Annotated in this window: 24 protein-coding genes; 16 read left to right on the top strand and 8 right to left on the bottom strand. The window is 57.3% G+C overall.

All coding sequences use genetic code 11. The features are described from left to right. Positions 1 to 83: 83 nt before the first annotated feature. Positions 84 to 2,801 (bottom strand): preprotein translocase subunit SecA, encoded by a 2,718-nt coding sequence (secA, locus tag ACR0AU_RS18835; RefSeq protein ID WP_170664223.1) that lies wholly within the window; start codon positions 2,799 to 2,801, stop codon positions 84 to 86. A gap of 176 nt (positions 2,802 to 2,977) precedes the next feature. On the opposite strand from secA, the gene ACR0AU_RS18830 reads away from it, so the two are divergent. The 3 genes from ACR0AU_RS18830 to mutT are packed head-to-tail and all read left to right on the top strand — an operon-like array spanning position 2,978 to position 5,452. Next, the gene (locus tag ACR0AU_RS18830) at positions 2,978 to 3,826 is read left to right on the top strand and encodes a peptidylprolyl isomerase (protein WP_170399297.1); all 849 of its coding nucleotides are present in this window, start codon (positions 2,978 to 2,980) and stop codon (positions 3,824 to 3,826) included. Between the two features lie 4 nt (positions 3,827 to 3,830). Beyond that, positions 3,831 to 5,057: a bifunctional glutamate N-acetyltransferase/amino-acid acetyltransferase ArgJ gene (gene argJ, locus ACR0AU_RS18825; RefSeq protein WP_170399294.1), complete on the top strand. Its 1,227-nt coding sequence runs from the start codon at positions 3,831 to 3,833 to the stop codon at positions 5,055 to 5,057. Next, positions 5,054 to 5,452: an 8-oxo-dGTP diphosphatase MutT gene (gene mutT, locus ACR0AU_RS18820; protein ID WP_170334201.1), complete on the top strand. Its 399-nt coding sequence runs from the start codon at positions 5,054 to 5,056 to the stop codon at positions 5,450 to 5,452. Before argJ ends, mutT begins: the two co-directional genes overlap by 4 nt. A gap of 15 nt (positions 5,453 to 5,467) precedes the next feature. On the opposite strand, the gene ACR0AU_RS18815 is transcribed toward mutT, so the two are convergent. Then, complete coding sequence (locus ACR0AU_RS18815; protein ID WP_480439489.1) at positions 5,468 to 5,719, bottom strand: LCCL domain-containing protein; 252 nt, start codon at positions 5,717 to 5,719, stop codon at positions 5,468 to 5,470. Positions 5,720 to 6,167: 448 nt separating this feature from the next. On the opposite strand from ACR0AU_RS18815, the gene ACR0AU_RS18810 reads away from it, so the two are divergent. From ACR0AU_RS18810 to ACR0AU_RS18765, 10 genes are all read left to right on the top strand, one after another. Next, positions 6,168 to 8,111: an AMP-binding protein gene (locus ACR0AU_RS18810; protein ID WP_480796100.1), complete on the top strand. Its 1,944-nt coding sequence runs from the start codon at positions 6,168 to 6,170 to the stop codon at positions 8,109 to 8,111. A gap of 75 nt (positions 8,112 to 8,186) precedes the next feature. After that, positions 8,187 to 9,005: an ABC transporter ATP-binding protein gene (locus tag ACR0AU_RS18805; protein WP_170399285.1), complete on the top strand. Its 819-nt coding sequence runs from the start codon at positions 8,187 to 8,189 to the stop codon at positions 9,003 to 9,005. Between the two features lie 29 nt (positions 9,006 to 9,034). Further along, complete coding sequence (locus ACR0AU_RS18800) at positions 9,035 to 10,021, top strand: branched-chain amino acid ABC transporter permease (protein ID WP_170408767.1); 987 nt, start codon at positions 9,035 to 9,037, stop codon at positions 10,019 to 10,021. 3 nt (positions 10,022 to 10,024) lie between these two features. Next, positions 10,025 to 10,282 (top strand): hypothetical protein, encoded by a 258-nt coding sequence (locus tag ACR0AU_RS18795; protein WP_170408766.1) that lies wholly within the window; start codon positions 10,025 to 10,027, stop codon positions 10,280 to 10,282. A 3-nt stretch (positions 10,283 to 10,285) separates the two neighbouring features. Then, the gene (locus tag ACR0AU_RS18790; RefSeq protein WP_170627000.1) at positions 10,286 to 11,362 is read left to right on the top strand and encodes a branched-chain amino acid ABC transporter permease; all 1,077 of its coding nucleotides are present in this window, start codon (positions 10,286 to 10,288) and stop codon (positions 11,360 to 11,362) included. A gap of 73 nt (positions 11,363 to 11,435) precedes the next feature. Then, positions 11,436 to 12,719 carry an ABC transporter substrate-binding protein gene (locus ACR0AU_RS18785; protein WP_170408764.1) on the top strand — a complete coding sequence of 428 codons (1,284 nt, stop codon included), beginning with the start codon at positions 11,436 to 11,438 and terminating at the stop codon, positions 12,717 to 12,719. 72 nt (positions 12,720 to 12,791) lie between these two features. Continuing rightward, positions 12,792 to 13,625, top strand: a complete 834-nt coding sequence (locus tag ACR0AU_RS18780) for an ABC transporter ATP-binding protein (protein ID WP_170399269.1) — start codon at positions 12,792 to 12,794, stop codon at positions 13,623 to 13,625. Between the two features lie 19 nt (positions 13,626 to 13,644). Further along, positions 13,645 to 14,862 carry a phenylacetate--CoA ligase family protein gene (locus ACR0AU_RS18775; RefSeq protein WP_480796086.1) on the top strand — a complete coding sequence of 406 codons (1,218 nt, stop codon included), beginning with the start codon at positions 13,645 to 13,647 and terminating at the stop codon, positions 14,860 to 14,862. 106 nt (positions 14,863 to 14,968) lie between these two features. Next, on the top strand, positions 14,969 to 16,633 hold the full coding sequence (locus ACR0AU_RS18770) for an ABC transporter permease (protein WP_170466711.1): 1,665 nt from the start codon (positions 14,969 to 14,971) through the stop codon (positions 16,631 to 16,633). 78 nt (positions 16,634 to 16,711) lie between these two features. Then, on the top strand, positions 16,712 to 17,062 hold the full coding sequence (locus ACR0AU_RS18765; protein WP_170399260.1) for a DUF2794 domain-containing protein: 351 nt from the start codon (positions 16,712 to 16,714) through the stop codon (positions 17,060 to 17,062). On the opposite strand, the gene ACR0AU_RS18760 is transcribed toward ACR0AU_RS18765, so the two are convergent. The 4 genes from ACR0AU_RS18760 to ACR0AU_RS18745 form a co-directional block, all read right to left on the bottom strand. Next, a complete protein-coding gene (locus tag ACR0AU_RS18760; RefSeq protein ID WP_480796085.1) occupies positions 17,059 to 17,796 on the bottom strand; it encodes a C40 family peptidase in 738 nt (245 codons plus the stop codon). The genes ACR0AU_RS18765 and ACR0AU_RS18760 overlap by 4 nt on opposite strands. Beyond that, a complete protein-coding gene (locus ACR0AU_RS18755) occupies positions 17,793 to 19,175 on the bottom strand; it encodes a leucyl aminopeptidase family protein (protein ID WP_480796084.1) in 1,383 nt (460 codons plus the stop codon). Before ACR0AU_RS18755 ends, ACR0AU_RS18760 begins: the two co-directional genes overlap by 4 nt. A gap of 63 nt (positions 19,176 to 19,238) precedes the next feature. After that, entirely contained in the window at positions 19,239 to 19,628 is a 390-nt protein-coding gene (locus ACR0AU_RS18750) for a hypothetical protein (RefSeq protein ID WP_170399254.1), read from the bottom strand. A 27-nt stretch (positions 19,629 to 19,655) separates the two neighbouring features. Beyond that, entirely contained in the window at positions 19,656 to 19,844 is a 189-nt protein-coding gene (locus tag ACR0AU_RS18745; RefSeq protein WP_170627010.1) for a hypothetical protein, read from the bottom strand. On the opposite strand from ACR0AU_RS18745, the gene ACR0AU_RS18740 reads away from it, so the two are divergent. The 3 genes from ACR0AU_RS18740 (at position 19,843) to ACR0AU_RS18730 (ending at position 22,039) form a co-directional block, all read left to right on the top strand. Beyond that, positions 19,843 to 20,322 (top strand): phosphoribosyl-AMP cyclohydrolase, encoded by a 480-nt coding sequence (locus tag ACR0AU_RS18740; protein ID WP_170734087.1) that lies wholly within the window; start codon positions 19,843 to 19,845, stop codon positions 20,320 to 20,322. The two genes, ACR0AU_RS18745 and ACR0AU_RS18740, sit on opposite strands and share 2 nt — an antisense overlap. A gap of 86 nt (positions 20,323 to 20,408) precedes the next feature. Beyond that, positions 20,409 to 20,945, top strand: a complete 537-nt coding sequence (locus tag ACR0AU_RS18735) for an SRPBCC family protein (protein WP_170408759.1) — start codon at positions 20,409 to 20,411, stop codon at positions 20,943 to 20,945. Positions 20,946 to 21,346: 401 nt separating this feature from the next. Continuing rightward, positions 21,347 to 22,039, top strand: coding sequence for a M48 family metalloprotease (locus tag ACR0AU_RS18730; protein WP_480444271.1), 693 nt, complete (start codon positions 21,347 to 21,349; stop codon positions 22,037 to 22,039). 143 nt (positions 22,040 to 22,182) lie between these two features. On the opposite strand, the gene ACR0AU_RS18725 is transcribed toward ACR0AU_RS18730, so the two are convergent. Both ACR0AU_RS18725 and ACR0AU_RS18720 read right to left on the bottom strand, forming a co-directional pair. After that, positions 22,183 to 23,205, bottom strand: a complete 1,023-nt coding sequence (locus ACR0AU_RS18725; RefSeq protein WP_480796083.1) for an aspartate-semialdehyde dehydrogenase — start codon at positions 23,203 to 23,205, stop codon at positions 22,183 to 22,185. Between the two features lie 113 nt (positions 23,206 to 23,318). Continuing rightward, positions 23,319 to 24,353: a glycosyltransferase family 4 protein gene (locus ACR0AU_RS18720; protein WP_170734089.1), complete on the bottom strand. Its 1,035-nt coding sequence runs from the start codon at positions 24,351 to 24,353 to the stop codon at positions 23,319 to 23,321. Positions 24,354 to 24,361 lie beyond the last annotated feature (8 nt).

Genomic DNA, 24,361 nt, shown 5'->3' with positions numbered 1-24,361 from the left:
AAGGAGCGAGTCGCAATTTGCTTCCCAATCAAGGCCAATATGTGGCCGTGAGGCGGACTCATTGTGGTGGAAAGCAGGTGACGTTAAGTCAACCTGCCGTGGCAATGTTTGAATTTTTTCCCCGAGCCACAGGGGCAAGGATCATTGCGTGACGGGTTACCCCAAGTCGAAGGATCATCCTCAACAAAACCCGGACGACTGTCACCAGACGCTTCAGCTTCGGCGATCGCCTCAGCATTCCCGGCAGCTTGATCCACAGCTTTCTGCGCCTGTGCCTGTTGCGCCGCCATCTGCGCGAGCATTTCCTTCTGTTCTTCTTCGCTCAGCGGGCGCACGCGCGACAATTGCTGAGTGACGGTTTCGCGCAAGGAATCAAGCATCCCTTCGAACAGCTGGAAGCTTTCGTTCTTGTACTCGTTCAGCGGATCGCGCTGTGCATAGCCACGGAAACCCACGACCGAGCGCAGATGCTCCAGCGTCAAAAGATGTTCGCGCCATTTGCCATCGATAGTCTGCAGCAGAACCTGCTTTTCGATGTTGCGCATGTTTTCCGGGCCAAAGGCCACGGCCTTCTGCGCCATCATCTCATCGGCGGCCTTGATCAGACGTTCGCGGATTTGCTCGTCATCCACGCCTTCCTCGGCGGCCCAGTCCTGAACCGGCGCATCGATGGTTAGCTTGTCTTTGACCGCTTCGTGCAGACCTTCTGTATCCCATTGATCTGCATATGATTTTGGCGGCATGAATTCGTCGATCATATCGTCGATCACCTGCTCACGCATATCGGACACGACATCCGACAGATCATCCGCTGACATGATTTCACGCCGCTGGCTGAACACGACTTTCCGCTGATCGTTCATCACGTCGTCGAATTTCAGAACGTTTTTGCGCATGTCAAAGTTGCGACCTTCGACCTTGGATTGCGCCCGTTCCAGCGATTTGTTCACCCAGGGGTGAATGATTGCCTCGCCCTCTTTCATGCCCAGCGTGGTCAGGACCTTGTCCAGACGTTCCGAACCGAAGATGCGCATCAGGTCATCTTCCAGGCTCAGGTAGAACACGGTGCGGCCCGGGTCACCCTGGCGTCCCGAACGCCCGCGCAGCTGGTTGTCGATCCGGCGGCTTTCATGACGTTCGGACGCCATTACGTAAAGACCACCGGCCTGCAGCACCTTTTCCTTTTCTTCCGCGTGCTTGGCTTCTTCTGCCGCACGCAACTCGGCCGGGTCAGCCTCGGGGTTTTCGGCCAGCGCCTGCAGCACCTTCATCTCGACATTGCCGCCCAGCTGAATATCGGTGCCGCGGCCCGCCATGTTGGTGGCGATGGTCACCGCGCCAAGACGGCCTGCATCGGCCACTATCTGCGCTTCCTGTTCATGCTGGCGGGCGTTCAGAACGTTGTGCTCGATTCCCTCTTTGTCCAGCATCTGGCTGATCACTTCGGACTTTTCGATCGACGTGGTACCGACAAGAACCGGCTGACCTTTTTCACCGGCCTTTTTGACCTGTTCAATAATGGCACCGTACTTTTCGGCTGTCGTGCGATAGACCTGGTCGTCTTTGTCCTCACGCGCGATTGGTTTGTTGGTCGGAACCTCGACCACACCCAGACCATAGATTTCCTGAAATTCTTCCGCCTCGGTCAGCGCAGTGCCGGTCATGCCGGACAGCTTGTCATAGAGGCGGAAATAGTTCTGGAATGTCACGCTGGCCAGCGTCACATTCTCGGGCTGAATCTGTACGCCTTCCTTGGCTTCGATAGCTTGGTGCAGACCCTCCGACAAGCGGCGGCCCGGCATCATCCGACCGGTGAATTCGTCGATCAGCACCACATTGCCATCCCGAACGATATAGTCCTTGTCACGTTGGAACAGTTTATGCGCGCGCAGGCCCTGATTGACGTGATGCACTACAGTGGTGCTTTCGGGGTCATACAGCGAATGCCCCTCGGGCAGCAGACCCGCTGAAAGCAGTTGCTGCTCCAAAAACTCGTTGCCTTCATCGGTGAACGTCACGCTGCGGCTTTTTTCATCGAGCGAGTAATGATCGTCCTGCAGCGTCGGGATCACGGTATCGATGGCAGTATAAAGGTCCGATCGGTCTTGTGCCGGCCCCGAGATGATCAGCGGCGTCCGCGCCTCATCAATCAGGATCGAGTCGACTTCGTCGACGATCGCGAAATTGTGGTGCTTCTGATAGACCTGTTCCAGATCGGCCTTCATGTTGTCGCGCAGATAGTCGAAGCCCAACTCATTATTTGTGGCATAGGTGATGTCACACTTGTACGCCGCCATCTTCTCGGCATCCGGTTGGCCCGACCAGATCACACCGGTCGTCATGCCAACGGACGCAAACACCTTGCCCATCCATTCCGAGTCGCGCTTGGCCAGGTATTCGTTCACCGTGACCACATGCACGCCCTTGCCGGTCAGTGCATTCAGATAGGCGGGGAAGGTGGCGACCAGGGTTTTGCCCTCACCCGTTTTCATTTCCGAGATATTGCCCTGGTGCAGGAACAAACCACCCATCAACTGCACATCAAAGGCCCGAAGACCCAGGGCGCGCTTGGCCCCTTCGCGGACATTGGCAAATGCTTCCGGCAGCAAGTCATCCAGCTTTTCACCGTCCAGCGCTCGTTTGCGCAGCTCAGCGGTTTTCTCGATCAGGCCATCGTCGGTCAGGATCTCGAACTCCGGCTCCAGCGCATTGATCTTTTCGACCAGCGGGCGGGCCGCCTTGATCTTGCGGTCGTTCGGTGTTCCGAACACCTTTTTGGCGAGCGTTCCGAGTCCCAGCATGTTCACTCCAGCGGATCTGTTTTTTTCTTGGTTGCGACAGGCTTGCCCACCTTGCGCGCAGCCCCTAGATACGGGGGGTGAAAGGCGGCCCTGTCCAAGGCTTCAAAGCGATGTAAGGGGCAGGTTCCACAGTGTCAACGCTGCGCCCTGTCGCGGCAAAGAAATAGGATAATTCCATGCCCAAAGGCCTCACTTTTCTGCCATCGCTTGCGCTTGCTGCCGTGATGGCGTTGCCGCTGGCCGCCCAGGACGCACCGGATGCCAACACCGTGGTTGCCCGCGTGAACGGCGACGAGATCACATTGGGTCACGTCATCGCCACCGCCTCGGCGCTGCCGGCGCAGTATCAGCAGCTTGAAGATGAGGTGCTATATGATTTCATCCTCGAGCAACTGGTCCAGCAGCACCTGCTGAGCCTTGAACAGGAAGAGCTGAATACACTAAACGCCCTTCGACTGGAAAACGAAACCCGGTCCCTGCGCGCCGTACAAACCGTCGAAGCGCTGACAGCCGCCAGTGTCACTGATGAGGCCATACAGGCCGCCTATGACACGCAATTCGCCGAGTTTCAGGGCGAAGACGAGTTCAATGCCAGCCACATTCTGGTCGAATCCGAGGACGAAGCCAAAGCTGTCAAAGCCCAACTTGAAGAAGGCGCAGATTTCGCTGAGCTAGCGAAAGAAAAATCCACAGGACCCTCTGGCCCCAATGGCGGTGCGCTGGGCTGGTTCGGCAAAGGCCAGATGGTGCCCGAGTTTGAAGGTGCCGTGCTTGGCCTTGAAAAGGGTCAGGTCTCGGATCCGGTGCAAACCCAGTTTGGTTGGCACGTGGTCACGCTGAACGACAAGCGCAAGACCGAGGCCCCCGAATTGGCGGTCGTGCGCGATGAATTGGCTCAGACCATTCGGCAAGAAGCAATTCAGGCCAAGATTGACGAGTTGACGCAGCAAGCGCAGATCGAGCGTCCCGCGCTCGAGGGCGCCGGCCCCGAGGTCATGCGCCAGCTGGAGCTGCTGCAGGAGTAACCCCGTGGCCACGATAACCAAGGTTTCACCGCTGGCCCCGGCGGCCTTCCCCGAATTGCCCGCGATCGACGGTGTGCGCTTCGCCACTGTCGAGGCTGGTGTCCGATATCAAGGCCGCACCGATGTGATGCTGGCCGTTCTTGATCCGGGCACCTCGGTGGCCGGAGTGTTCACCCGCTCGGCCACCCGTGCGGCCCCCGTTCTGGATTGTCAGGACAAGATCGGCGGGCCCGGCGACGGGCCTGCAGCGATCCTTGTGAATTCGGGCAACGCCAATGCGTTTACCGGCCATTACGGGCAGACCTCAGTGGCCGAGGTGACGCAAGCCGTCTCCAAAGCTACCGGTGTTGAGGTAGATCGGGTTTTTACCTCGTCGACCGGTGTCATCGGCGAGCCGCTGCCCCATGACCGCATCGTTGCACAGCTTGAGGCGTTGAAGGCGGGCCTCAGCCGTCACGCGATCGAGGACGCGGCGCGCGCGATCATGACCACCGACACCTTCCCGAAGGGGTCGTCGGCGCAGGTCGATATTGGCGGCCAAACAGTCTCTATTGCGGGGATAGCGAAGGGTTCCGGCATGATCGCGCCCGATATGGCGACGATGCTGGTTTATATCTTCACCGACGCTCAGATCGAGCAGACAGCGCTGCAGGCGATGCTGGGCGCGCAGACCGACCGGACCTTCAACTGCATCACTGTGGATAGCGATACCTCGACATCCGACAGCCTCTTGCTTTGCGCCACCGGGGCATCGGGCGTCGATGCCACCGGCAATGCCGCTTTCGCGCAAGCGCTGGAAACAGTGATGTTGGACCTTGCGCAGCAAGTGGTCCGCGACGGCGAAGGGGCCACGAAATTCGTCGAAATTCGTGTGACCGGCGCCGCCACGGATGCTGATGCCAAAACCCACGGGCTGGCTATCGCCAACTCCCCGCTGGTCAAAACCGCCATCGCGGGCGAGGACCCGAATTGGGGCCGCATCGTCATGGCCATCGGCAAATCCGGTGCTGCTGCAGACCGCGACCTTTTGAGCATATCGTTCGGAGACATCCTTGTGGCTGAAAAAGGCTGGGTCAGCCCCGACTACCGCGAGGAAGACGCTGCGGCCTATATGAAAGGTCAGGATTTGGTGATCGCAGTCGATCTGGGACTGGGTCAGGGCGCTTCCACCGTCTGGACCTGCGATCTGACCCACGGCTATATCGAAATCAACGCGGATTATCGCTCGTGAAGACAGTATTGGTGTCTGCTGTCGCTCTGATCGACATCGAGGGCCGCGTCCTGCTGGCCCAACGCCCCGAGGGCAAATCCATGGCCGGTCTGTGGGAATTCCCCGGCGGCAAGATCGAGCCCGGAGAAACCCCCGAGGCCGCCCTGATCCGCGAATTGCACGAGGAACTGGGCATCGACACCTGGGCCTCGTGCCTCGCGCCGCTGACCTTTGCTAGCCACAGCTATGACGATTTCCATCTTCTTATGCCGCTATTTGCCTGCCGCAAATGGGAGGGGATACCGCAATCGAAAGAAGGTCAGGCGCTGAAATGGGTGCGTGCGAATGATCTGAGGAACTACCCGATGCCTGCGGCAGATGTGCCGTTGATCCCGATTTTGCGGGATTGGCTATAAGCCCCTGAAAAGACTCTAATCTGACTCAACTGGCAAAACGACAAAGCTTGGCAAATCACTGTGGTGCATGTCATTGCTGAACATATCGTTACGAAGGCAACCGACGTATTCTGCTTGAGGTTCCCTTTGTTCGATCCGGACTGGCCCGCCATCACGCGTAGCAATTCCCGCATGCACCGCGGCCATACAAATGTTGCTCCACCAAGCGTACACTTCGCATCCCTGTACATTGAACGGCCGTATCCGTTGCGCCTCTTTTGTGCACATGCACTCAATGGGTAAGTCAAGTTCACCAATATGGCCGGGGCAATCCTTTAACTCATCGGCTGAAATCGGTCGACTCCCGCTACCAGCGATCACAAAAATCGCGATGGCCACAAATATGATCTGCTGAGCTCTATGCATTATCAATTCTATCACGAACTCACGTATTGCCCAAAATATACGCGGCGGTTGTATTCGCTTTTGGCAGCGCTGGTTTATCCAGTTCAACGGTTTTTACATCTTGTACAACTCGGAACTTCACTCCTCCGCCCCTGTTACAATTCGTAAGAATTGAGAAAACATCAGGCAAAACTTGACGCTGATCGTTACGACGTCCCTTATCGGGGCATTGGCGTTCGGGCACCATCCCGAACCCGCCATTTTCGGCCCGGGGAGGGGTCGGATGGGGAGGAGAGAAAGATTGGCTCAGACGCAGTCGGGCGCTGAAGGGATGGACTCTCTTCCGGCGCTATTACACCGCAATGTGACCCAGTTCGGGGATGCCCCGGCCTATCGGGAAAAGGAATTCGGGATCTGGCAATGCTGGACCTGGGCGGAAGCCGCCAAAGAAATCCGTGCCATCGCGCTTGGATTTCTAGAACTTGGCGTTGAAAAGGGTGACCATATTGCTGTGATTGGTCGGAACCGTCCCGCCCATTACTGGTCGATGGTTGCCGCTCAAATGGTAGGCGCGGTGCCGGTGCCTCTGTATCAGGACTCGGTCGCCGAAGAGATGGCCTATGTGCTGGAACATTGCGGCGCGAAATATGTGGTCTGCGGTGATCAGGAGCAGGTCGACAAGGTCATTGAAATTCAGGAAAACCTGCATCAGGTCAAACACATACTCTACACCGACAAGCGCGGGATGCGGAAGTATGACCACTCCCAGATGAACGCGCTTGAGGACATCATGGCCGAGGGCAGCGCGGGTCACGCGCGGTTTGATGCGGAACTGGACAAGCGCATTGCGGCAATCACCTATGACGATACCTGCGTGATGCTCTATACCTCGGGCACCACGGGCAAGCCCAAAGGCGTGGTGCTGTCGAACCGGAATGTTATCGAAAGTGCTAAGAACTCGGCGGAATTCGATCATCTTACCCGGAACGAAGACATCCTGTCTTACCTGCCGATGGCTTGGGTTGGCGATTTCATATTCTCGATTGGTCAGGCTTATTGGTGCGGCTTCTGCGTGAACTGCCCCGAAAGCGCCGACACGATGATGACCGACCTGCGCGAGATCGGGCCGACCTATTTCTTTGCCCCGCCGCGGGTGTTCGAAACCCAGCTGACCAATGTGATGATCCGGATGGAGGATGCGGGCAAGCTGAAGCAGCGCATGTTCCATTATTTCATGGCCCATGCCAAGAAGGTGGGTGGCCTGTTGCTGGACGGCAAGCCGGTGGGCTTTGGCGACAAGCTGAATTACACGCTGGGCAATTTGCTGGTCTATGGCCCGCTGAAAGATACGCTTGGCTATGGCCGGTTCCGTGTGGGCTATACGGCGGGTGAAGCGATCGGGCCGGAAATTTTTGATTTCTACCGCTCTTTGGGCATTAACCTGAAGCAGCTTTACGGTCAGACCGAAGCGACCGTGTTCATCACCGTGCAGCCGGATGGCGAGGTACGGGCGGATACGGTTGGTGTTCCGGCCCCAGATGTCGAGCTGAAGATCGATGATAAGGGCGAGATTCATTACCGCTCACCTGGCGTGTTCGTCGAGTATTACAACAACCCGGATTCGACGGCTTCGACCAAGGATGCCGAAGGTTGGGTGGCGACGGGGGATGCCGGGTTCATCGAGGAGAATTCCGGCCATCTACGGATCATTGACCGTGCCAAAGACGTGGGCAAGATGGCTGATGGTTCGATGTTCGCGCCGAAATATGTCGAGAACAAGCTGAAGTTTTATCCCGATATTCTTGAAGTCGTGCTGTTCGGGAATGGCAAGGATCGATGCGTGGCTTTCATCAATATCGATTTGACAGCGGTTGGAAACTGGGCGGAACGCAACAACGTGGCCTACGCGTCCTATCAGGAACTTGCGGGACATCCTCGTGTGTTAGAGACGATTCGGAGCCACGTTGAAGAGGTAAACAAGTCGGTCGCGGCGGATGAAATGCTATCGGGCTGTCAGGTGCATCGCTTTGTGGTTCTGCACAAGGAACTGGATGCCGATGATGGCGAGATGACTCGGACCCGCAAGGTGCGGCGTGGGTTTGTCGAGGACAAATTCAGCGACATTATTGCGGCGTTGTATGACGGGTCGTCGAGCGTTTCGACCACGACTGAAGTGACCTATGAAGATGGTCGTAAGGGATCGATTTCTGCGACGTTGGAAATTGTCGATGCGCCAGTGGTTCCGGTCGCGCAGCACAAGGTGGCGGCGGAATGAGTGGGCTGACGCGCGCCGCTCGACCTGCGGTCATCGCCCCGCCCGCCGTCCCGTTTTTGTGTCAGGGAGGTTCTGATGCTGGATAACTCCGAAGGATATGTCACCGAAGACGGCCGCAAGATCGGCGGTGTGGTGATGGAGATGAAGAATATCACCCTGCGCTTTGGCGGCGTGGTGGCCATCAAGGATATCTCGTTCGACATCCGTGAGGGTGAGATCCGTGCGATCATCGGGCCAAACGGGGCGGGTAAGTCCTCGATGTTGAACGTGATCTCGGGCTTTTATGTCCCGCAAGAAGGTGAGGTTTGGTTTCACGGCTCCAAGCGCCCTCCGATGCGGCCGTTTGAGGTGGCGCAGCAGGGGATCGCGCGGACGTTTCAAAACATCGCTCTGTTCGAAGGCATGAGCGTGTTGGATAACGTGATGACCGGGCGTTTGGGTTTTATGAAGACCAATATTCTTCAGCAAGCGCTGTGGAAGGGCAAGGCCGAGGCAGAAGAGACCGAGAACCGCGAGGCGGTCGAGAAGATCATTGATTTCCTTGAGATTCAGCACATCCGCAAAACGCCGGTGTCCCGCCTGCCTTACGGGTTGAAGAAACGCGTCGAACTGGCGCGCGCGCTGGCGGCGGAACCGAAACTGCTGCTGCTGGATGAGCCGATGGCCGGGATGAACGTCGAAGAGAAAGAGGACATGAGCCGCTTTATCCTCGACGTGAATGACGAGTTTGGCACCACGATTGCGCTAATCGAGCACGATATGGGCGTGGTAATGGATCTGAGCGACCGTGTGGTTGTGATGGATTACGGCAAAAAGATTGGTGACGGCACCCCGGATGAGGTGCGCAACAACCAAGAAGTCATTGATGCCTATTTGGGGGTCAGCCATGACTGAGGTCCGGGCAGAATTGGGGAGGGGCTGGCATGCCTGAACAATTAATCTTCGCGATGGAGGTCATCCTCAACGGTCTGATGGCTGGGGTGCTGTATGCGCTGGTCGCACTGGGCTTTGTGTTGATCTACAAGGCGTCGGGGATTTTCAATTATGCCCAAGGGGTTATGGCCCTGTTTGCGGCGATGACGCTGGTCGGAATCATGAATGGGCAGGTACCTTTTGCGCATCTGATCAACGCGACTTTCGGCACGCATGTCTATAATTTTGGTTGGAATGTGCCCGCGTTGCTTGCGATTATTCTGACCATGGCCGTGATGGTGTTGCTGGCCTGGTGCGTGCAACGATTCGTCATGCGCCATCTGGTCGGACAGGAACCGATCATCCTGTTCATGGCGACCATTGGTCTGGCCTATTTCCTTGAGGGCGTCGCCGACCTGATGTGGGGGTCCGAGATCAAGACGCTGGATGTGGGTCTGCCGCAGGGTATCAACCTGTGGATTGACGAGACGACCTTTAATATCTTCGACTACGGTTTCTTCATCGACAATCTGGACATCGTGGCCACGATCATCGCAGCACTTCTGGTGGCGGCTCTGGTGGCGTTCAGCCAGTACACCAAGCAGGGTCGGGCGATGCGTGCGGTGGCGGATGACCATCAGGCAGCGCTATCGGTCGGGATTTCGCTGAACTTCATTTGGATCATGGTCTGGTCGGTCGCCGGGTTTGTAGCGCTGGTTGCGGGCATCATGTGGGGCACCAAATCGGGCGTTCAGTTCTCGCTGTCGCTGATCGCGCTTAAGGCTCTGCCGGTATTGATGCTGGGCGGGTTTACCTCGATCCCCGGGGCCATCGTCGGCGGTCTGATCATCGGTGTAGGCGAGAAACTATTCGAATTCGCGATCGGTCCGATGGTTGGCGGCGCAACCGAGAACTGGTTTGCCTATGTATTGGCGCTGATCTTCCTCGTGTTCCGACCTCAGGGCCTGTTCGGCGAGAAGATCATCGAGAGGGTGTAGGGCGTGACCAAGCTGATTGCCATCATCAACGTGATCGCATGGGCGGGGTTTTGGGCTTTCGGCTACATCGCCCTGACATCAAGCGATCTGACCGAGGGCCAACTTGTGATCGCTGTAATTCTGGCCTTTGCCGGGCTGGTCATGGGCATCCTGGCTTACATGAAACTGGTGCGCGCTTCCGAGGCCACCGGATATGCCAAAGGGTCCAATCAACTGGACGCCGCTGCCCGCAATCGGGCGCAGGAAGAATGGGGAAAGTAAGATATGTTCTATCGTGAGGCCGGGGATTTCAAAACCTCATATATCGCCGACAGCCAGACTTTCCCGATCAAGTTTGACCGGTATCGGTACTATGTCGTTCTGGCGGTGGCGTTCGGAATAATTCCGTTCATCATCAACGATTATTGGGCCAATGCGCTGCTTCTGCCATTCCTGATCTATGCCATCGCTGCGATCGGGCTGAACATTTTGGTGGGCTATTGCGGGCAGGTCTCGCTGGGCACCGGCGGGTTCATGGCAGTGGGGGCCTATGCCTGCTACAAGCTGATGACGGCCTTTCCCGATGTCAGCATGTTCATCCATGTGATCCTTGCTGGAGGGATCACTGCGATTGTTGGTGTTTTGTTTGGTCTGCCATCTCTGCGGATCAAGGGATTCTATCTAGCAGTCGCTACGCTGGCGGCTCAGTTCTTTCTTGTGTGGCTGTTTAACCGGGTGCCGTGGTTCTACAACTACTCGGCCTCTGGCCAGATCAATGCGCCGGAACGCGATGTGTTCGGCATCATTATCACTGGCCCGAATGCTCCGGCATGGGCGACTTATCTGTTCTGCCTGATCTTCCTGACCGTCTGCGCCATCATCGCGCGTAACCTGACGCGCGGCACCACTGGTCGAACCTGGATGGCAATCCGCGACATGGACATCGCGGCCGAGATCATCGGGGTGAACCCGCTCAAGGCCAAGCTGACAGCTTTTGCCGTCAGCTCGTTCTTTGTGGGCATCGCCGGGGCGCTGTTCTTTGCGGTCTATCTGGGCGCGGTCGAGGTTGGAGAAGTGTTCGGCATTCAAAAATCGTTCCTGGTGCTGTTCATGGTGATTATCGGCGGATTAGGGTCTATTTTTGGATCCTTTGCGGGGGCTGCCTTCCTGGTTTTGCTGCCGGTTGTACTGAAGCTGCTGGGCGTCGATCTGCTGGGCTGGCCCACGGATATCGTCGCGCATCTCAACCTAGTCATCGTCGGTGCTCTGATCATCATGTTCCTGATCCTCGAACCGCATGGTCTGGCGCAGCTCTGGCGTGTGGCGAAAGAGAAACTCAGACTCTGGCCATTCCCGCACTAAGGACCGGCCCAACGAAAAGACGGGTGTGAAACCCGAAACCCAACATCGGATCAACCAAGGGAGGAGACACCCGATGAAAAAGAAACTGGCAACCCTGGCGCTGGGCGCCGTGATGGCCGCAGGTCCGGTCATGGCCGACCTCGTATTCCCGTCGCTCAGTTACCGGACCGGGCCTTATGCGGCCGGCGGTATCCCATTTGCGGACGGATATGCCGACTACTTCACACTGCTGAACGAACGCGATGGCGGTATCGGCGGTGTTGCGGCCAACGTGATCGAATGCGAGACCGGATATAACACGGAAAAAGGCGTGGAATGTTATGAATCGACCAAGGGCGAAGGTGCTCTGGTCTATCAGCCCCTGTCCACCGGCATCACCTATCAGTTGATCCCTAAAGTGACCGCAGACGGCATTCCGCTGCACACAATGGGTTATGGCCGCACCTCGGCGGCGAACGGTAAGGTGTTCAGCAACGTGTTCAACTATCCTGCCAACTACTGGAACGGGGCGTCGGGCGCGATCAACTATCTGCTGGACGAAAACGGTGGCGACTTGAGCGGTAAGAAGATCGCGCTGGTCTATCACAACTCGGCCTATGGCAAGGAACCGATCCGTACGCTGGAAACACTGGCTGAAAAACATGGCTATGACCTGACCCTGCTGCCGGTCGACCACCCCGGTCAGGAGCAGAAGTCGCAGTGGCTGCAAATCCGCCGGGAAAAGCCCGACTATGTGATCATGTGGGGCTGGGGCGTGATGAACCAGGTCGCCGTGCAAGAAGCCGCCAATATCCGCTTCCCAATGGAGAACTTCATCGGTGTCTGGTGGTCCGGGGCCGAGTTTGATGTTGAGCCTGCGGGTGATAAGGCCACCGGCTACAAAGCGCTGACCTTCACCGGTCTGGGCGACGACTATCCTGTCTATGACGACCTGAAGAAATATGTCGTCGATGCGGGCAAAGCTGCAGGCGCCGGTGATCAACTGGGTACGGTGCAGTACAACCGCGGCCTCTATGCTGCGATGCTGGCCGCAGAAGCAGTGAAAACCGCGCAAGAAATGCACGGCACTGCCGAGATCGACGCATCGATGATGCGCGATGGCATGGAGGCGCTGGAGATCACCAACGCCAAGATGGAAGCGCTGGGTATGGCCGGTTTCGGACCTGAATTCGCGGTCTCATGCGAAAACCACGGCGGCCCAGGCCTTGTCGGTGTTGTTCAGTGGGATGCAGCGGCGGGTACCTGGAACTCGATTCAGGGCTTCGAACCGACTGACGCTGAGGTCATCAACGCACTGATCGACGAAGACTCGGGCGCATATGCTGCTGAGAACAATATTTCTCAGCGCTGCGAATAAGGTGCTCTGAACCAAACGGGGCGGCGGATCGCTGCCGCCCCGAACCCCACACTCGCACAAGGACACGCGCTGATGTTGGATGCGGCACAAACCACTGACGTGCAGGCGGAAACCCTGCTTGAGGTCAACAATATCGAGGTGATCTACAACCATGTGATCCTTGTTCTGAAAGGCGTCAGCCTGACTGTGCCCAAGGGCGGCATCACAGCCCTACTGGGTGGCAATGGTGCGGGCAAGACAACCACATTGAAGGCCGTGTCGAACTTGCTGCATTCGGAACGGGGCGAGGTCACCAAAGGCTCGATTAAATATCGCGGCGAGGGCGTGCATGAAAGCGACCCGGCTGCCTTGGTGGAGAAGGGCGTCATTCAAGTCATGGAAGGCCGCCACTGTTTCGAACACCTCACAGTCGAGGAAAATCTGCTGACCGGTGCCTATACCCGTAAGGACGGGTCTGCCGCGATCCAGCAGGACCTGGAACTGGTTTACAATTACTTCCCACGCTTGAAGGAACGCCGTCGTAGTCAGGCCGGTTATACTTCGGGCGGTGAGCAGCAGATGGTTGCTATGGGCAGGGCTCTGATGTCACGGCCCGAGACCATCCTTCTTGATGAACCCTCAATGGGTCTGGCTCCGCAACTTGTCGAAGAGATTTTTGGCATCGTAAGGGACCTGAACGAGAAGGAAGGCGTGTCCTTCCTGCTGGCTGAACAGAATACAAATGTGGCTCTAAGGTTCGCCCATTACGGCTATATTCTGGAATCTGGCCGCGTGGTGATGGATGGTCCCGCCGCCGAGCTGCGCGAAAATCCAGACGTTAAGGAGTTTTATCTCGGCATGTCAGACGAGGGCCGCAAAAGCTTTCGAGACGTGCGCTCATACCGCCGCCGCAAGAGATGGCTGTAAGCGGGTGGAGGATATTTCAATGACCTATTTTGATAAGCTTGAAACCCGATCCGCTGACGAGCGCACCGCTGATCACGCGCGCGCCTTGCCAGAACAGATTGCCCGCGCGCAAAAAGCGCCCGGATATGCCGGCATTCTGTCCAACGTGGACGCCGGCACAGTGACAGACATGCAGGCGCTGGCACAACTGCCGGTTCTGCGAAAATCCGATCTGACAAAGGCGCAGGGCACCCGGCCTCCGTTTGGAGGGTTCACCGTCAAACCGGCGCGGAATTTCCAGCATGTCTTTCAATCTCCGGGGCCAATCTATGAACCCGGCAGCACTGATCACGACTGGTGGCGCATGGGCCGGTTCCTGAATGCTGCAGGGGTTGGTCCGGGCGATATCGTTCAGAACTGTTTTGGCTATCACCTCACCCCCGCGGGCATGATCTTTGAAAGCGGCGCGCAGGCCGTTGGCGCGTCGGTCCTGCCTGCAGGTACAGGTCAGACCGAGTTGCAGGTGACCGCTGCGCGCGATGTGGGTTGCACCGCATATGCAGGTACGCCCGACTATCTGAAAGTCATTCTTGATAAAGCCGAAGCCATGGGCGTCGCGCTGAAATTTTCCAAGGCCGTTGTGGGTGGCGGGGCGCTGTTTCCTAGCCTACGACAGGATTACGCCGATCGGGGCATCGTCTGCCTGCAATGCTACGCGACCGCTGATCTGGGCAACATAGCTTATGAAAGCCCTGCGATGGAGGGTATGATCATCGACGAACACGTGATCGTTGAGATCGTCACCCCCGGCACAGGAACCCCGGTTGCACCTGGTGATGTAGGTGAGGTGGTTGTGACCACGCTGAACCCCGATTACCCGTTGATCCGATTTGCCACCGGTGATCTGTCGGCGATCATGCCCGGAGAGTCTCCGTGCGGGCGCACAAATATGCGTATCAAAGGCTGGATGGGTCGCGCCGATCAGACCACCAAGATCAAGGGCATGTTCGTCCGCCCCGAACAGGTGGCCGCGCTGGTCGACAAGCATGATGAAATCGTCAAGGCGCGTGTCATTGCGGCGCGACAGGGCGAGATGGATACCATGACCGTTCAGATCGAAAGCCCCTGCGAGAACGATGGTGCCTATGCAAAATCGGTGGTCGAAGTCCTGAAACTGAAAGGCGCGATTGAAGTTGTGGCGCCGGGCTCTTTGCCCAAAGATGGCTTGGTGATCGAGGATCAGCGCGTTTATGAATAGGGATCTGCGGCAAACATTGCCGCAGTTTTTGTTAGTCGGCCCACTGGTGTTTCTTAGAGTTTTAGTCGATTAAAGGCAGACCCTATGGGATTCTCAGTCAGACGCCATGGCCGAAGTCGAATATTCAGAACACGGAACGCATAATCGCGGCGCCTTAGGTACACGTTTTGTGGGCGGCATTGCCTATGTCGTGGCGGCCGCTTGTCTGTTGCCAATGGTGGCGGTTGTTCTGGCGGCGGTGACCGGTGGCACCGACACAATTTCCCATTTGTTAGAGACTGTTTTGCCTGGCTATGTGCTGACCACGGTGATCCTGGTGGTGCTGGTCGCAGCAGGGACGTTTTCGATTGGTGTCGGCGCTGCCTGGCTGGTCACGATGACCCGCTTTCCCGGAGTGCGGTGGCTGGAAATCGCTCTGGTCCTGCCGCTGGCCTTTCCGGCTTATGTGCTGGCCTATGCCTATACCTTCATTCTGGATCACCCCGGAATCGTTCAGACCACGCTGCGGGATGTGACCGGCTGGGGCCCGCGCGACTATTGGTTCCCCGAGATCCGCTCGACCGAGGGAGCGGCGGTGATGTTGATCCTGGTGTTGTATCCCTATGTCTATTTGCTGGCGCGCGCGGCATTTCTGCAGCAAAGCGCCACGGCCTTTCTGGCGGCCCGGGCGCTGGGCAATGGCCCCTGGCATGCCTTTTGGCGCGTATCCCTGCCGATGGCACGACCGGCGATTGCGGGGGGCGTCTTGCTGGCGGTTATGGAAACCATCGCCGATTTCGGCACAGTCGCCTATTTCGGAGTGCAGACTTTTGCTACTGGCATCTACACAAGCTGGTTTTCCATGGCTGATCGCGCTGCTGCGGCGCAACTCGCCCTTTGTCTGTTGGGTTTTGCCCTTGTCATGGCCGTGGCCGAGCGGACACAGCGCGGCAAAGCCAAATACTATCAGGCAGGCAAGCGCCACGCAGGTCTGCCAGCGGCGCAACTCAAGGGATGGCAATCACTTGCGGCATTTCTGCTATGCGCAATTCCCGTCCTGTTCGGATTCCTTCTGCCTGTGGTTATCCTGGTGCAGATGGGTTTGGAATCCGAGCAGAACCTGCTGTCGCGCCGATATATCGGGTTCATACAGAACTCGCTGACACTGGCGGGGACTGCGGCGGTTATCACCGTCAGCGCGGCGATTTCGATAGGATTCTTCCAACGCCTGCGCCCCGGACGCGGGGCCGCAATGGCGGCTTATGTGGCGCGGTTGGGCTATGCGGTGCCGGGTGGCGTGATTGCCGTGGGGCTGATCGTCCCCTTTGCGGGATTCGACAACGCACTGGATGCGTGGATGCGCCAAACCTTTGGTATCTCGACCGGACTGTTGGTCACGGGATCTATCTGGTTGTTGATCGCGGCCTATATGGTGCGCTTTTTGGCCGCCGCGCTCAGCGCCTATGAAGGTGGGCAGAGTACCGTTCACGCCAATATGGATGCCGCCGCGCGGTCACTGGGTCAAACCCCGTTAGGAACGCTGCGCCGGGTACATCTGCCGATCCTTACGCCTTCATTGCTGACGGCACTGTTGATTGTCTTTGTGGATGTGATGAAAGAGCTGCCCGCGACCCTGATCATGCGGCCTTTTAACTTCGACACGCTAGCAGTGCAGGCCTATCGTCTGGCCTCGGATGAGAGGCTTGAAGGTGCAGCGGTTCCGTCGCTGGTTATTCTGGCTGTCGGGTTGCTGCCGGTGATCTTGATTTGCCGTCAGGTTGGGCGCAGATAGCGGGCGGGCGATCCAAAAATACAACACCTTGATGCCAGTGGGCTTGATTCGACGGCGATTTCCGGCAAGGCTTGTCATATGAACATGCAGCCTCCCAGCCGGTTCGGGTCCGGCTCTGCCCAGATGCCGGTCGCGTTTGACCGGCGCGAGATGTCTCAAATCCTGTCTGTTTATGGCCGAATGGTTGCTGCCGGTGAATGGCGCGACTACGGAATCTCGAACCTGCGGGATATGGCGGTGTTTTCGATCTTTCGGCGCACGGCGGAACATCCCATTTACAGGGTCGAGAAGCACCCGCGCCTGCGGCTACGTCAGGGCATGTATTCCGTGGTCGGCATGGATGGGCGTATATTGAAGCGCGGGCACGATCTGCGCGCGGTTCTGAGGGTTCTGGAACGCAAGCTTATCCGTGCGGTTGACCTGGATTAGAGCCTTTTGTGCGCTGTAACCGGCCCGTCACCCTGGGCAGCGATCCGGGCAATCGCTTGATCCATCGGTTCGAGCGCGACAGCCATGTGATAGGCGTTGGCGTGAAGTAGAAGGTTTTCGGCGGCAATCCAGGCCACATGGCCTTTCCAGAACAGCAAGTCTCCGCGCCGTGCGGGATCGCCCTCGGGCACCGATCCACCAATTTCGCGTTCCTGATCGCCGCTGTCTCCGGGACAAGGAACGCCGCAGGCGAGCAGTGCGAGCTGTACGAGGCCCGAGCAATCCAGCCCGAATCGACTGTTACCACCCCAAAGATAAGGGGTGCCGAGAAAAAGTTCGGCCGCGGAAACGGGATCGGTCAGCAGGGAATAGGCGGGCACGGCATGCACCCCCGGAATGAACCCGATTGGCGTTTCCAGAAACCCGCCCTCCTCAGACAGAGCCCTGATTTTACTGCCAAAGCTAAGAGAGGTCAGATCGCGGCTTTTTATATCGGGCTTCTCATAGGCATGGGTCGAAGCGGCGACGATCCAGTGAGTCTGTGGCTCAATTGGTCCCAGATGGTCCGTCGCCACCCATCCGGTATAGCCGTCCTTGCTGGCTGAGATCTTGCTCCAGCCGTTTTGGTCGTCCAAAACAGTGACCATGTCGCCGAACAACAATTGCCGGTCGCGCGGACCGTCAGGGTGGCGCAGCAGGTCTATGACCGGTTGAATGATGCGCGCCTGAGTCATAGGCCAAGGATCTCTGGCAAAGCCCCCAGGAGGGCACGCGGGCCTTGGCCCAAACCACCCTTGCTGCGACCGGGTTCCTTACTGCGTTGCCACGAATAGATGTCAAAATGCATATAGCGACTTTCGGCAGCGAACCGGCGCAGGAACAGTGCCGCGGTGATAGAGCCTGCAAATCCACCAGAAGGCGCATTGTCGAGGTTAGCGATGCCGGGTTCGATCATCGCTTCATAGGGGTCATGAAAAGGCATACGCCAGACCGGATCAGCGGCAGCCCGGCCAGCACGCGCCAGCACGTCGGCGGCTTTGTCGTCATCGGTATAAAACGGGGCCAGATCAGCGCCCAATGCAACCCGGGCCGCGCCAGTCAAAGTGGCCATCGAGATGAGCAGGTTTGGCGCCCCTTCATGCGCCAGAGCAAGGGCATCGGCCAGCACCAACCGACCCTCGGCATCAGTGTTGTTGATCTCAACCGTTAGCCCATTACGCGCCGTCAGGATGTCGCCGGGGCGGAAAGCATTGCCCGCTACTGCGTTTTCGACCGCCGGGATCAGGACCCGTAATTGCACTTTCAGATCCAGCGCCATGATCATACGGGCCAGACCCAGCACATTGGCCGCTCCGCCCATATCTTTTTTCATCAACCCCATCGACGCACCGGGTTTCAGATTCAGGCCGCCTGTATCGAAACAGACCCCTTTCCCAACTAATGTTAGTTTTGGCCCTTGATCGCCCCAGTTCATCTCGATCAGACGCGGGGCCTGTTCGGCAGCACGCCCCACCGCGTGGATCATCGGAAAATTCTGTTCCAGCAACGCATCGCCTGTGATGACCGAGATGTCTGCACCGTGTTCCCGTGCCTGTGCCTCAACCGCGTGTTGTAATTGCGCCGGACCCATGTCCGAAGTGGGTGTGTTGACCAGATCCCGTGTCAATGCCTCGGCATTGGCCATGATTTCGATCCGCCGGGCATCTATGCCCTCGGGCTCAATAAGCGTGGCGTTGGCCGGGCTTTGCGCGGCATAGCGATCAAAGGCATATCCCGTCATCAGCCAGCCCAGGCATTCAGCCTCAAGCACATCTGCGGGAACGCCCGAGGCGATATGATAGGTGCCCTTGGGCAGCGACTCTGCGGCAGCGGCTAGCGGAAATCGCTTGCGTACCCGTTTTGCCGCGCTGCCATATCCCGCCAAGGCAAACTGCGGATTACCATCTGTGCCGGGCACCAGAAGTGTTTGACCCAGAGCTCCGGAAAACCCATCGGCCGCAACCCAAGCTCGGATATGATCCGGCTGATCGGTCAGCCAGCTTTCAAAATCTGATTGCTCTAACACATGTAGTGGCAGCGATGGGTCGGAGGCAGGGGCTAAGGACAGGGTCATGCGTGTCTCGGCTGGTTGGATTTTCGCCCAGACTATCTGTCTGCGGCGCACTCGCAACCCCCCTCAGACGGATAGATCTTGCTGGTCCCAGACGGCGGTCAGCGATCGCTCACCCACCCGGATTAGGCGGCTCAGAGTCGCCCCTGTCGCGACCGCATCGCCAGCGTCGACAGTACAGGCTACATCGCCTGCCACACGTGCCAGTGCTGTCATGCCGATTTGCTCGGATATGGCTACGAGAGATTTTGCGCATTTGCGCAGCCCGGCCCAATCGCGTTGCCGCCAAAACCGTTCACAATTCGACAGCCGCAACGCCAGTTCTTCAACCGTGCGGCACAGCACGTCCATGGCGTTGGTGTCGCCGAGCTGATTGTACAGGCTGCTCAGGCGGTCCGGGTCCAGACGCACGGGTTCCTTCTGTTCCAGTGTGATAATCTTGTCCACCACATTCACCCCAATTGAAATGCCCCCACGGCACAGTCAGAGATTGGCGGCAAAATACTTTGCAAAACCTTGCACCGGTTCAAAAGAATGGGTCGAATTTTCTGAGAATTCAGGCTTCCACGCGGTTCTGTGGGCAAAACCGGGCGAGAGTCCGGTCACACCTCTTGCGTTGACGCTCACTTGCTGCCAGTACCATAGAAACCGGACAGAGAAGGACAGGATCATGCCGATTACCACTGACGAGCTGGCCGCTGCCCGTACCGCCTGGGGCGATGGGTTGATTGCGATCTCCAAAGCTTTTGAAGACGGTGGGATCGATGCGGCCCGTTCCGTTGCCGAGGGTGTTCTAGATGCGGCATACGGCTATAATCTGGGTCCGGTCCTGTTCAAACCAACTATGGCATCCGGAGATCAAACCTTTCGCCCGACTCGCCACGGTGCACTGGCCTATTTTGTCGGTCACGATGCCGAATTTCCGCTTGATGGCGGTTTCGGAATCAAGGGTTGGCGCGAAATGGCAAGTGAGACATCGGCCAGCTTCGTCGAAGGCGATGTCGCCATGTGGATGGGCAAGGTCATTCTGACGGATAGCCAAGGTAACATCACGCAAGTCGACAAAAGCTTCGGCTACAAAAAAGACGCTAACGGAGTGCTTCGCATCGTGCTGCACCATTCGTCGCTGCCTTACCAGCCACCGGCCTGATCCTGCGGGTCATACGATCGGGCCTCTGAAATTACGTCGATTTTTTGATATGTTTCCGATGATGTTGTCAGAATCGGATCGAGCTCATGAAATTGATTAAACGTATTCTCGTCACCCTACTGGTGATCATTCTGGCGCTTGTCGGAGTATCATATCTTTTGCCTGGTCAGGCCGAGGTGTCCCGCAGCATCACAATCGACGCACCAGCCTCGGCGATCTTTCCCTATGTGAATTCGATGCAGGAGACCGAGAAATGGTCCCCCTGGCTGTCCCGAGACCCCGAAACCAAGCTGAGCTATAGTGGCCCGGAAGCGGGTGTCGGAAACACGCTGAACTGGGCCTCGGACAACCCGCAGGTGGGAACCGGTTCGCAGGAAATCACCGAGAGCACCCCGGATCAGTCCGTGCAAACCGCACTGGATTTTGGCCCGATGGGGACAGCCACCGCCTCGTTCCAGTTGCGGCCAGAAGGATCAGGCACACAGGTTACCTGGGGATTCGTATCCGACCTTGGTATGAACCCCATGTCCCGCTGGATGGGCCTAATGATGGACAATTGGGTCGGCGGAGATTACGAGCGCGGGTTGGAGAATTTGAAGACGCTGGTTGAGGGACAGGGGTGAAGGATCAGGCAGTAGGCATCTCTCTGATGACTGCTTTGAGGCCATACCAGAAACGATTGTTGAAATGTACGTGCGCTCATAGCAGTCCCTTTGCCGCGCAGGAGGCTGGGATCAAGCCATCGTGCAGCGCAAATAACCTCCGCTGACGCGGTGTTCAACTCGGTTCAAGCCCATACAGAACGGGGCGTGGATCGTTTGGTCCTTCGCTTCAAAGCCATTTGTAGTGCCTACCATTTTGACGACAGCTTAATCGGGGCGACCACCGACAACCCGTCTGTTATTGAATATCAAATCGTGAAGACCGTAGGTTCGAATGTGCAAGTTGGTTTCTCGAAAGCCACAGATTCGATTTTGATGCTCTGAACATTTGGAAAGGTGTGTTTATGAGGCGAACGGTATTGATGTTAGCTGTTTTGGCATTAGCGGGATGCGCTTCAACCACCACTCCTCCATCAGCACCTATTCCAAACCCCGGTCGCGCGAGCGCGCCCGTCAGTTCACAACAGGCACAAATAAGGTTCCGTCAGGTCGCCTCACGAATAGAACCTGTGGCAGAACGAGAATGCCGCCGCCGCACTAAGAATGTGAATTGTGATTTTTTGATCCGCATTGATCCAGACAAAAAAGCACCCTCAAACGCGTATCAGAGTTTAAGCAAGTCGGGGCGCCCCGTTATCACAATGACTCAAGCGCTGATACGGAATGTAAACAACACTGACGAACTTGCATTTGTTATGGCGCATGAGGCCGCTCACCACATTCAAGGGCATTTGGCGCGACAGGCCCAAAATGCGGCGGCTGGTGCGGTGCTTTTGGCCGGTCTAGCAACAATTGCGGGGTCAGGGCCGAATGACATTGCCGCAGCACAAGACATTGGAGCCTTTGTTGGTGGGCGCAGCTATTCAAAAAACTTTGAATTGGAAGCTGATCGACTAGGCACTGTAATAGCCTACAAAGCGGGTTATGATCCACTCAAGGGTGCGCTGTACTTCGCACGAGTTCCTGATCCTGGTGATCGCTTTCTGGGGACGCATCCCCCAAACTCTCAAAGATACCATGCGGTAAAAGCGACAATGTCCCAGATCGGTGGCTGACCAACTGGTGCTGGATAGGCAATGGCAACGCATGCACAGGGCGGCTTTGTCCCGCAATTTTGTCATCTCTGCCCGTCCACAAAATAATAAACCCCACTGGCGGTGCAGCGGGGTTTAATAGAGTCATAACCAACTGGCGAAGGTTACCCCTTCTTTAGAACTTCACGGCCCAGCAATTCTGCAATTTGAACAGCGTTCAATGCCGCGCCTTTGCGCAGGTTGTCCGAAACGCACCACAGGTTGATGCCATTCTCAACCGTCGAATCCTGACGGATGCGGCTGATGAACGTGGCGAAATCGCCCGCGCATTCGATGGGCGAGACGTAACCACCGGCTTCACGCTTGTCGATTACCATGATGCCCGGTGCTTCGCGCAGGATGTCGCGGGCTTCGTCTTCGTCGAGGAACTCTTCGAACTCGATATTCACCGCCTCGGAGTGGCCGACGAATACCGGAACGCGAACGCAGGTTGCGGTGACCTTGATCGACGGATCGACGATCTTTTTGGTCTCGACAACCATCTTCCACTCTTCCTTGGTCGAGCCGTCTTCCATGAAGACGTCGATCTGCGGAATGACGTTGAAGGCAATCTGCTTCTGGAATTTCTTCGGTTCAACCTCGGTGGTCGGGTTGTAGATGGCCTTGGTCTGATCCCAAAGCTCATCCATGCCTTCCTTACCGGCGCCCGACACCGACTGATAGGTCGACACAACCACGCGCTTGATCTTGGCACGGTCATGCAGAGGCTTCAGCGCGACGACCATCTGCGCGGTCGAGCAGTTGGGGTTGGCGATGATGTTTTTGTTTTCATAGTCGTGGATCGCCTCGGGGTTACATTCCGGCACGATCAGCGGAATGTCCGGGTCATAGCGATAGAGCGAGCTGTTATCGATCACCACGCAGCCAGCCGCTGCCGCCTTAGGGGCGTAAACCTTTGTGGCCTCGGAACCCACAGCAAATAGCGCCATGTCCCAACTAGTGAAATCGAATGTGTCCAGATCTTTGGTAGTGAGCGTCTTGTCGCCAAATGTCACCTCAGTACCCAGCGAACGACGGCTTGCCAGAGCAGCAAGTTCATCGACGGGGAACTGGCGTTCTGCCAGGATGTTCAGCATTTCGCGGCCCACGTTGCCCGTGGCGCCGACGACTACGACGCGATAGCCCATTTCATGTCTCCAAAGTTAAGGACGCGCGTTCATAGCCGCGTTGTGGCAAAGAAAAAAGAGGGGTTTCGGCTTATTTCACCCCGTCACACCGATTTGACACAGTTCAGTACCGTTCAGGGTTGTTTCAGCAAGGATCGATAAACTTCGACAATCGCCTGCGCTTCGCCTTCGATTCGAAAATTCTGCTCGACATGGGCGCGCGCGGCTAGTCCCGCAGCGGCCAGCGCAGCGCGGTCCTGCACCATATCCTCCAGCGCGTCGGCCAGTGCAGGGGCATTGTCTTTCTCGACCAGTCTTCCGGTCTCACCATCCTTGATTTGCGCACTGAACGCTCCGACCCCGTGACTGGCTATGGCGGGCACGCCCGAGGCCATCGCTTCAAGCGGTGTAAGGCCGAACCCTTCGTGCCGTGCGGGCGCAACGAACAGATCGAGCGCGCGATAGGTCTCGACAATCTCATCCCAAGGGCGCTCACCCAGAAAATGAACGCGGTCGCCCAGCCCGGCGTCCTGCAGCTTTTGCTCCTGCTCAGCCTGAAACGCCTCAAATTCGTTGGTGGTACGCCCGGTGAAGATCACATGCGCATCGGGGTGATTAGGCAGCACCTTCAGGGCGGCATCGACCAACAAGTCGACCCCTTTCTGAGGGCGGATACGGCCAAAACACCCGATCAGCAGCCCGTCTGGCAGACCAAGTTTTTGGCGCAGGGCGCTTTTGTCCTCGGCCGGGTGAAACAGCTCGGTGTTGACGCCATGCATGATGACAGTAGCGGGATGTTCCAGAAAGGAAGCGGCCTGTGGCGTCGTCGCGATCAGTGCGTCCATTTTCGAAATCAGCCGCTTGGTGAACCCGGAATGATCGCGTTGCGCGGCCGAAGTGAACAGCAGTTTATAGTTGCGTCGGAACACAGTGCGCAGGATCAGACCCATCAGCATCTCGGTATTCCGGCGTGCATGCCAGACCCGTTTGCGATTGGGCAGAAACAGTAGTTTCCAGAGTCTGATATGGGGCAAATCCGCCGGCAGGCCGGGGCCCGTGGCGCGGATGCCGATCATCTTCTGCTGGATTGGCAACAGTCGGATCACCGTCGTTGTCACGCCCGACAGGGAATGCTTCAGATTGGGTGCAATCACCTCAATATCTTGCACAGGCGGTC

The organism is Ruegeria sp. CG1 (assembly GCF_056537265.1).
This window is presented reverse-complemented; position numbering and strand designations above follow the sequence as displayed.

Coding starts and splice junctions, on each gene's coding strand:
- ACR0AU_RS18730 (WP_480444271.1), top strand. CDS start 21,347: ATGTTAGCTGTTTTGGCATTAGCGGGATGCGCTTCAACCACCACTCCT.
- ACR0AU_RS18790 (WP_170627000.1), top strand. CDS start 10,286: ATGTTCTATCGTGAGGCCGGGGATTTCAAAACCTCATATATCGCCGAC.
- ACR0AU_RS18760 (WP_480796085.1), bottom strand. CDS start 17,796: ATGACTCAGGCGCGCATCATTCAACCGGTCATAGACCTGCTGCGCCAC.
- ACR0AU_RS18800 (WP_170408767.1), top strand. CDS start 9,035: ATGCCTGAACAATTAATCTTCGCGATGGAGGTCATCCTCAACGGTCTG.
- ACR0AU_RS18775 (WP_480796086.1), top strand. CDS start 13,645: ATGACCTATTTTGATAAGCTTGAAACCCGATCCGCTGACGAGCGCACC.
- ACR0AU_RS18745 (WP_170627010.1), bottom strand. CDS start 19,844: ATGATCCTGTCCTTCTCTGTCCGGTTTCTATGGTACTGGCAGCAAGTG.
- ACR0AU_RS18830 (WP_170399297.1), top strand. CDS start 2,978: ATGCCCAAAGGCCTCACTTTTCTGCCATCGCTTGCGCTTGCTGCCGTG.
- ACR0AU_RS18810 (WP_480796100.1), top strand. CDS start 6,168: ATGGACTCTCTTCCGGCGCTATTACACCGCAATGTGACCCAGTTCGGG.
- ACR0AU_RS18725 (WP_480796083.1), bottom strand. CDS start 23,205: ATGGGCTATCGCGTCGTAGTCGTCGGCGCCACGGGCAACGTGGGCCGC.
- ACR0AU_RS18755 (WP_480796084.1), bottom strand. CDS start 19,175: ATGACCCTGTCCTTAGCCCCTGCCTCCGACCCATCGCTGCCACTACAT.
- secA (WP_170664223.1), bottom strand. CDS start 2,801: ATGCTGGGACTCGGAACGCTCGCCAAAAAGGTGTTCGGAACACCGAAC.
- ACR0AU_RS18735 (WP_170408759.1), top strand. CDS start 20,409: ATGAAATTGATTAAACGTATTCTCGTCACCCTACTGGTGATCATTCTG.
- ACR0AU_RS18815 (WP_480439489.1), bottom strand. CDS start 5,719: ATGTGCACAAAAGAGGCGCAACGGATACGGCCGTTCAATGTACAGGGA.
- ACR0AU_RS18785 (WP_170408764.1), top strand. CDS start 11,436: ATGAAAAAGAAACTGGCAACCCTGGCGCTGGGCGCCGTGATGGCCGCA.
- ACR0AU_RS18805 (WP_170399285.1), top strand. CDS start 8,187: ATGCTGGATAACTCCGAAGGATATGTCACCGAAGACGGCCGCAAGATC.
- ACR0AU_RS18770 (WP_170466711.1), top strand. CDS start 14,969: ATGGCCGAAGTCGAATATTCAGAACACGGAACGCATAATCGCGGCGCC.
- ACR0AU_RS18780 (WP_170399269.1), top strand. CDS start 12,792: ATGTTGGATGCGGCACAAACCACTGACGTGCAGGCGGAAACCCTGCTT.
- ACR0AU_RS18765 (WP_170399260.1), top strand. CDS start 16,712: ATGAACATGCAGCCTCCCAGCCGGTTCGGGTCCGGCTCTGCCCAGATG.
- ACR0AU_RS18740 (WP_170734087.1), top strand. CDS start 19,843: ATGCCGATTACCACTGACGAGCTGGCCGCTGCCCGTACCGCCTGGGGC.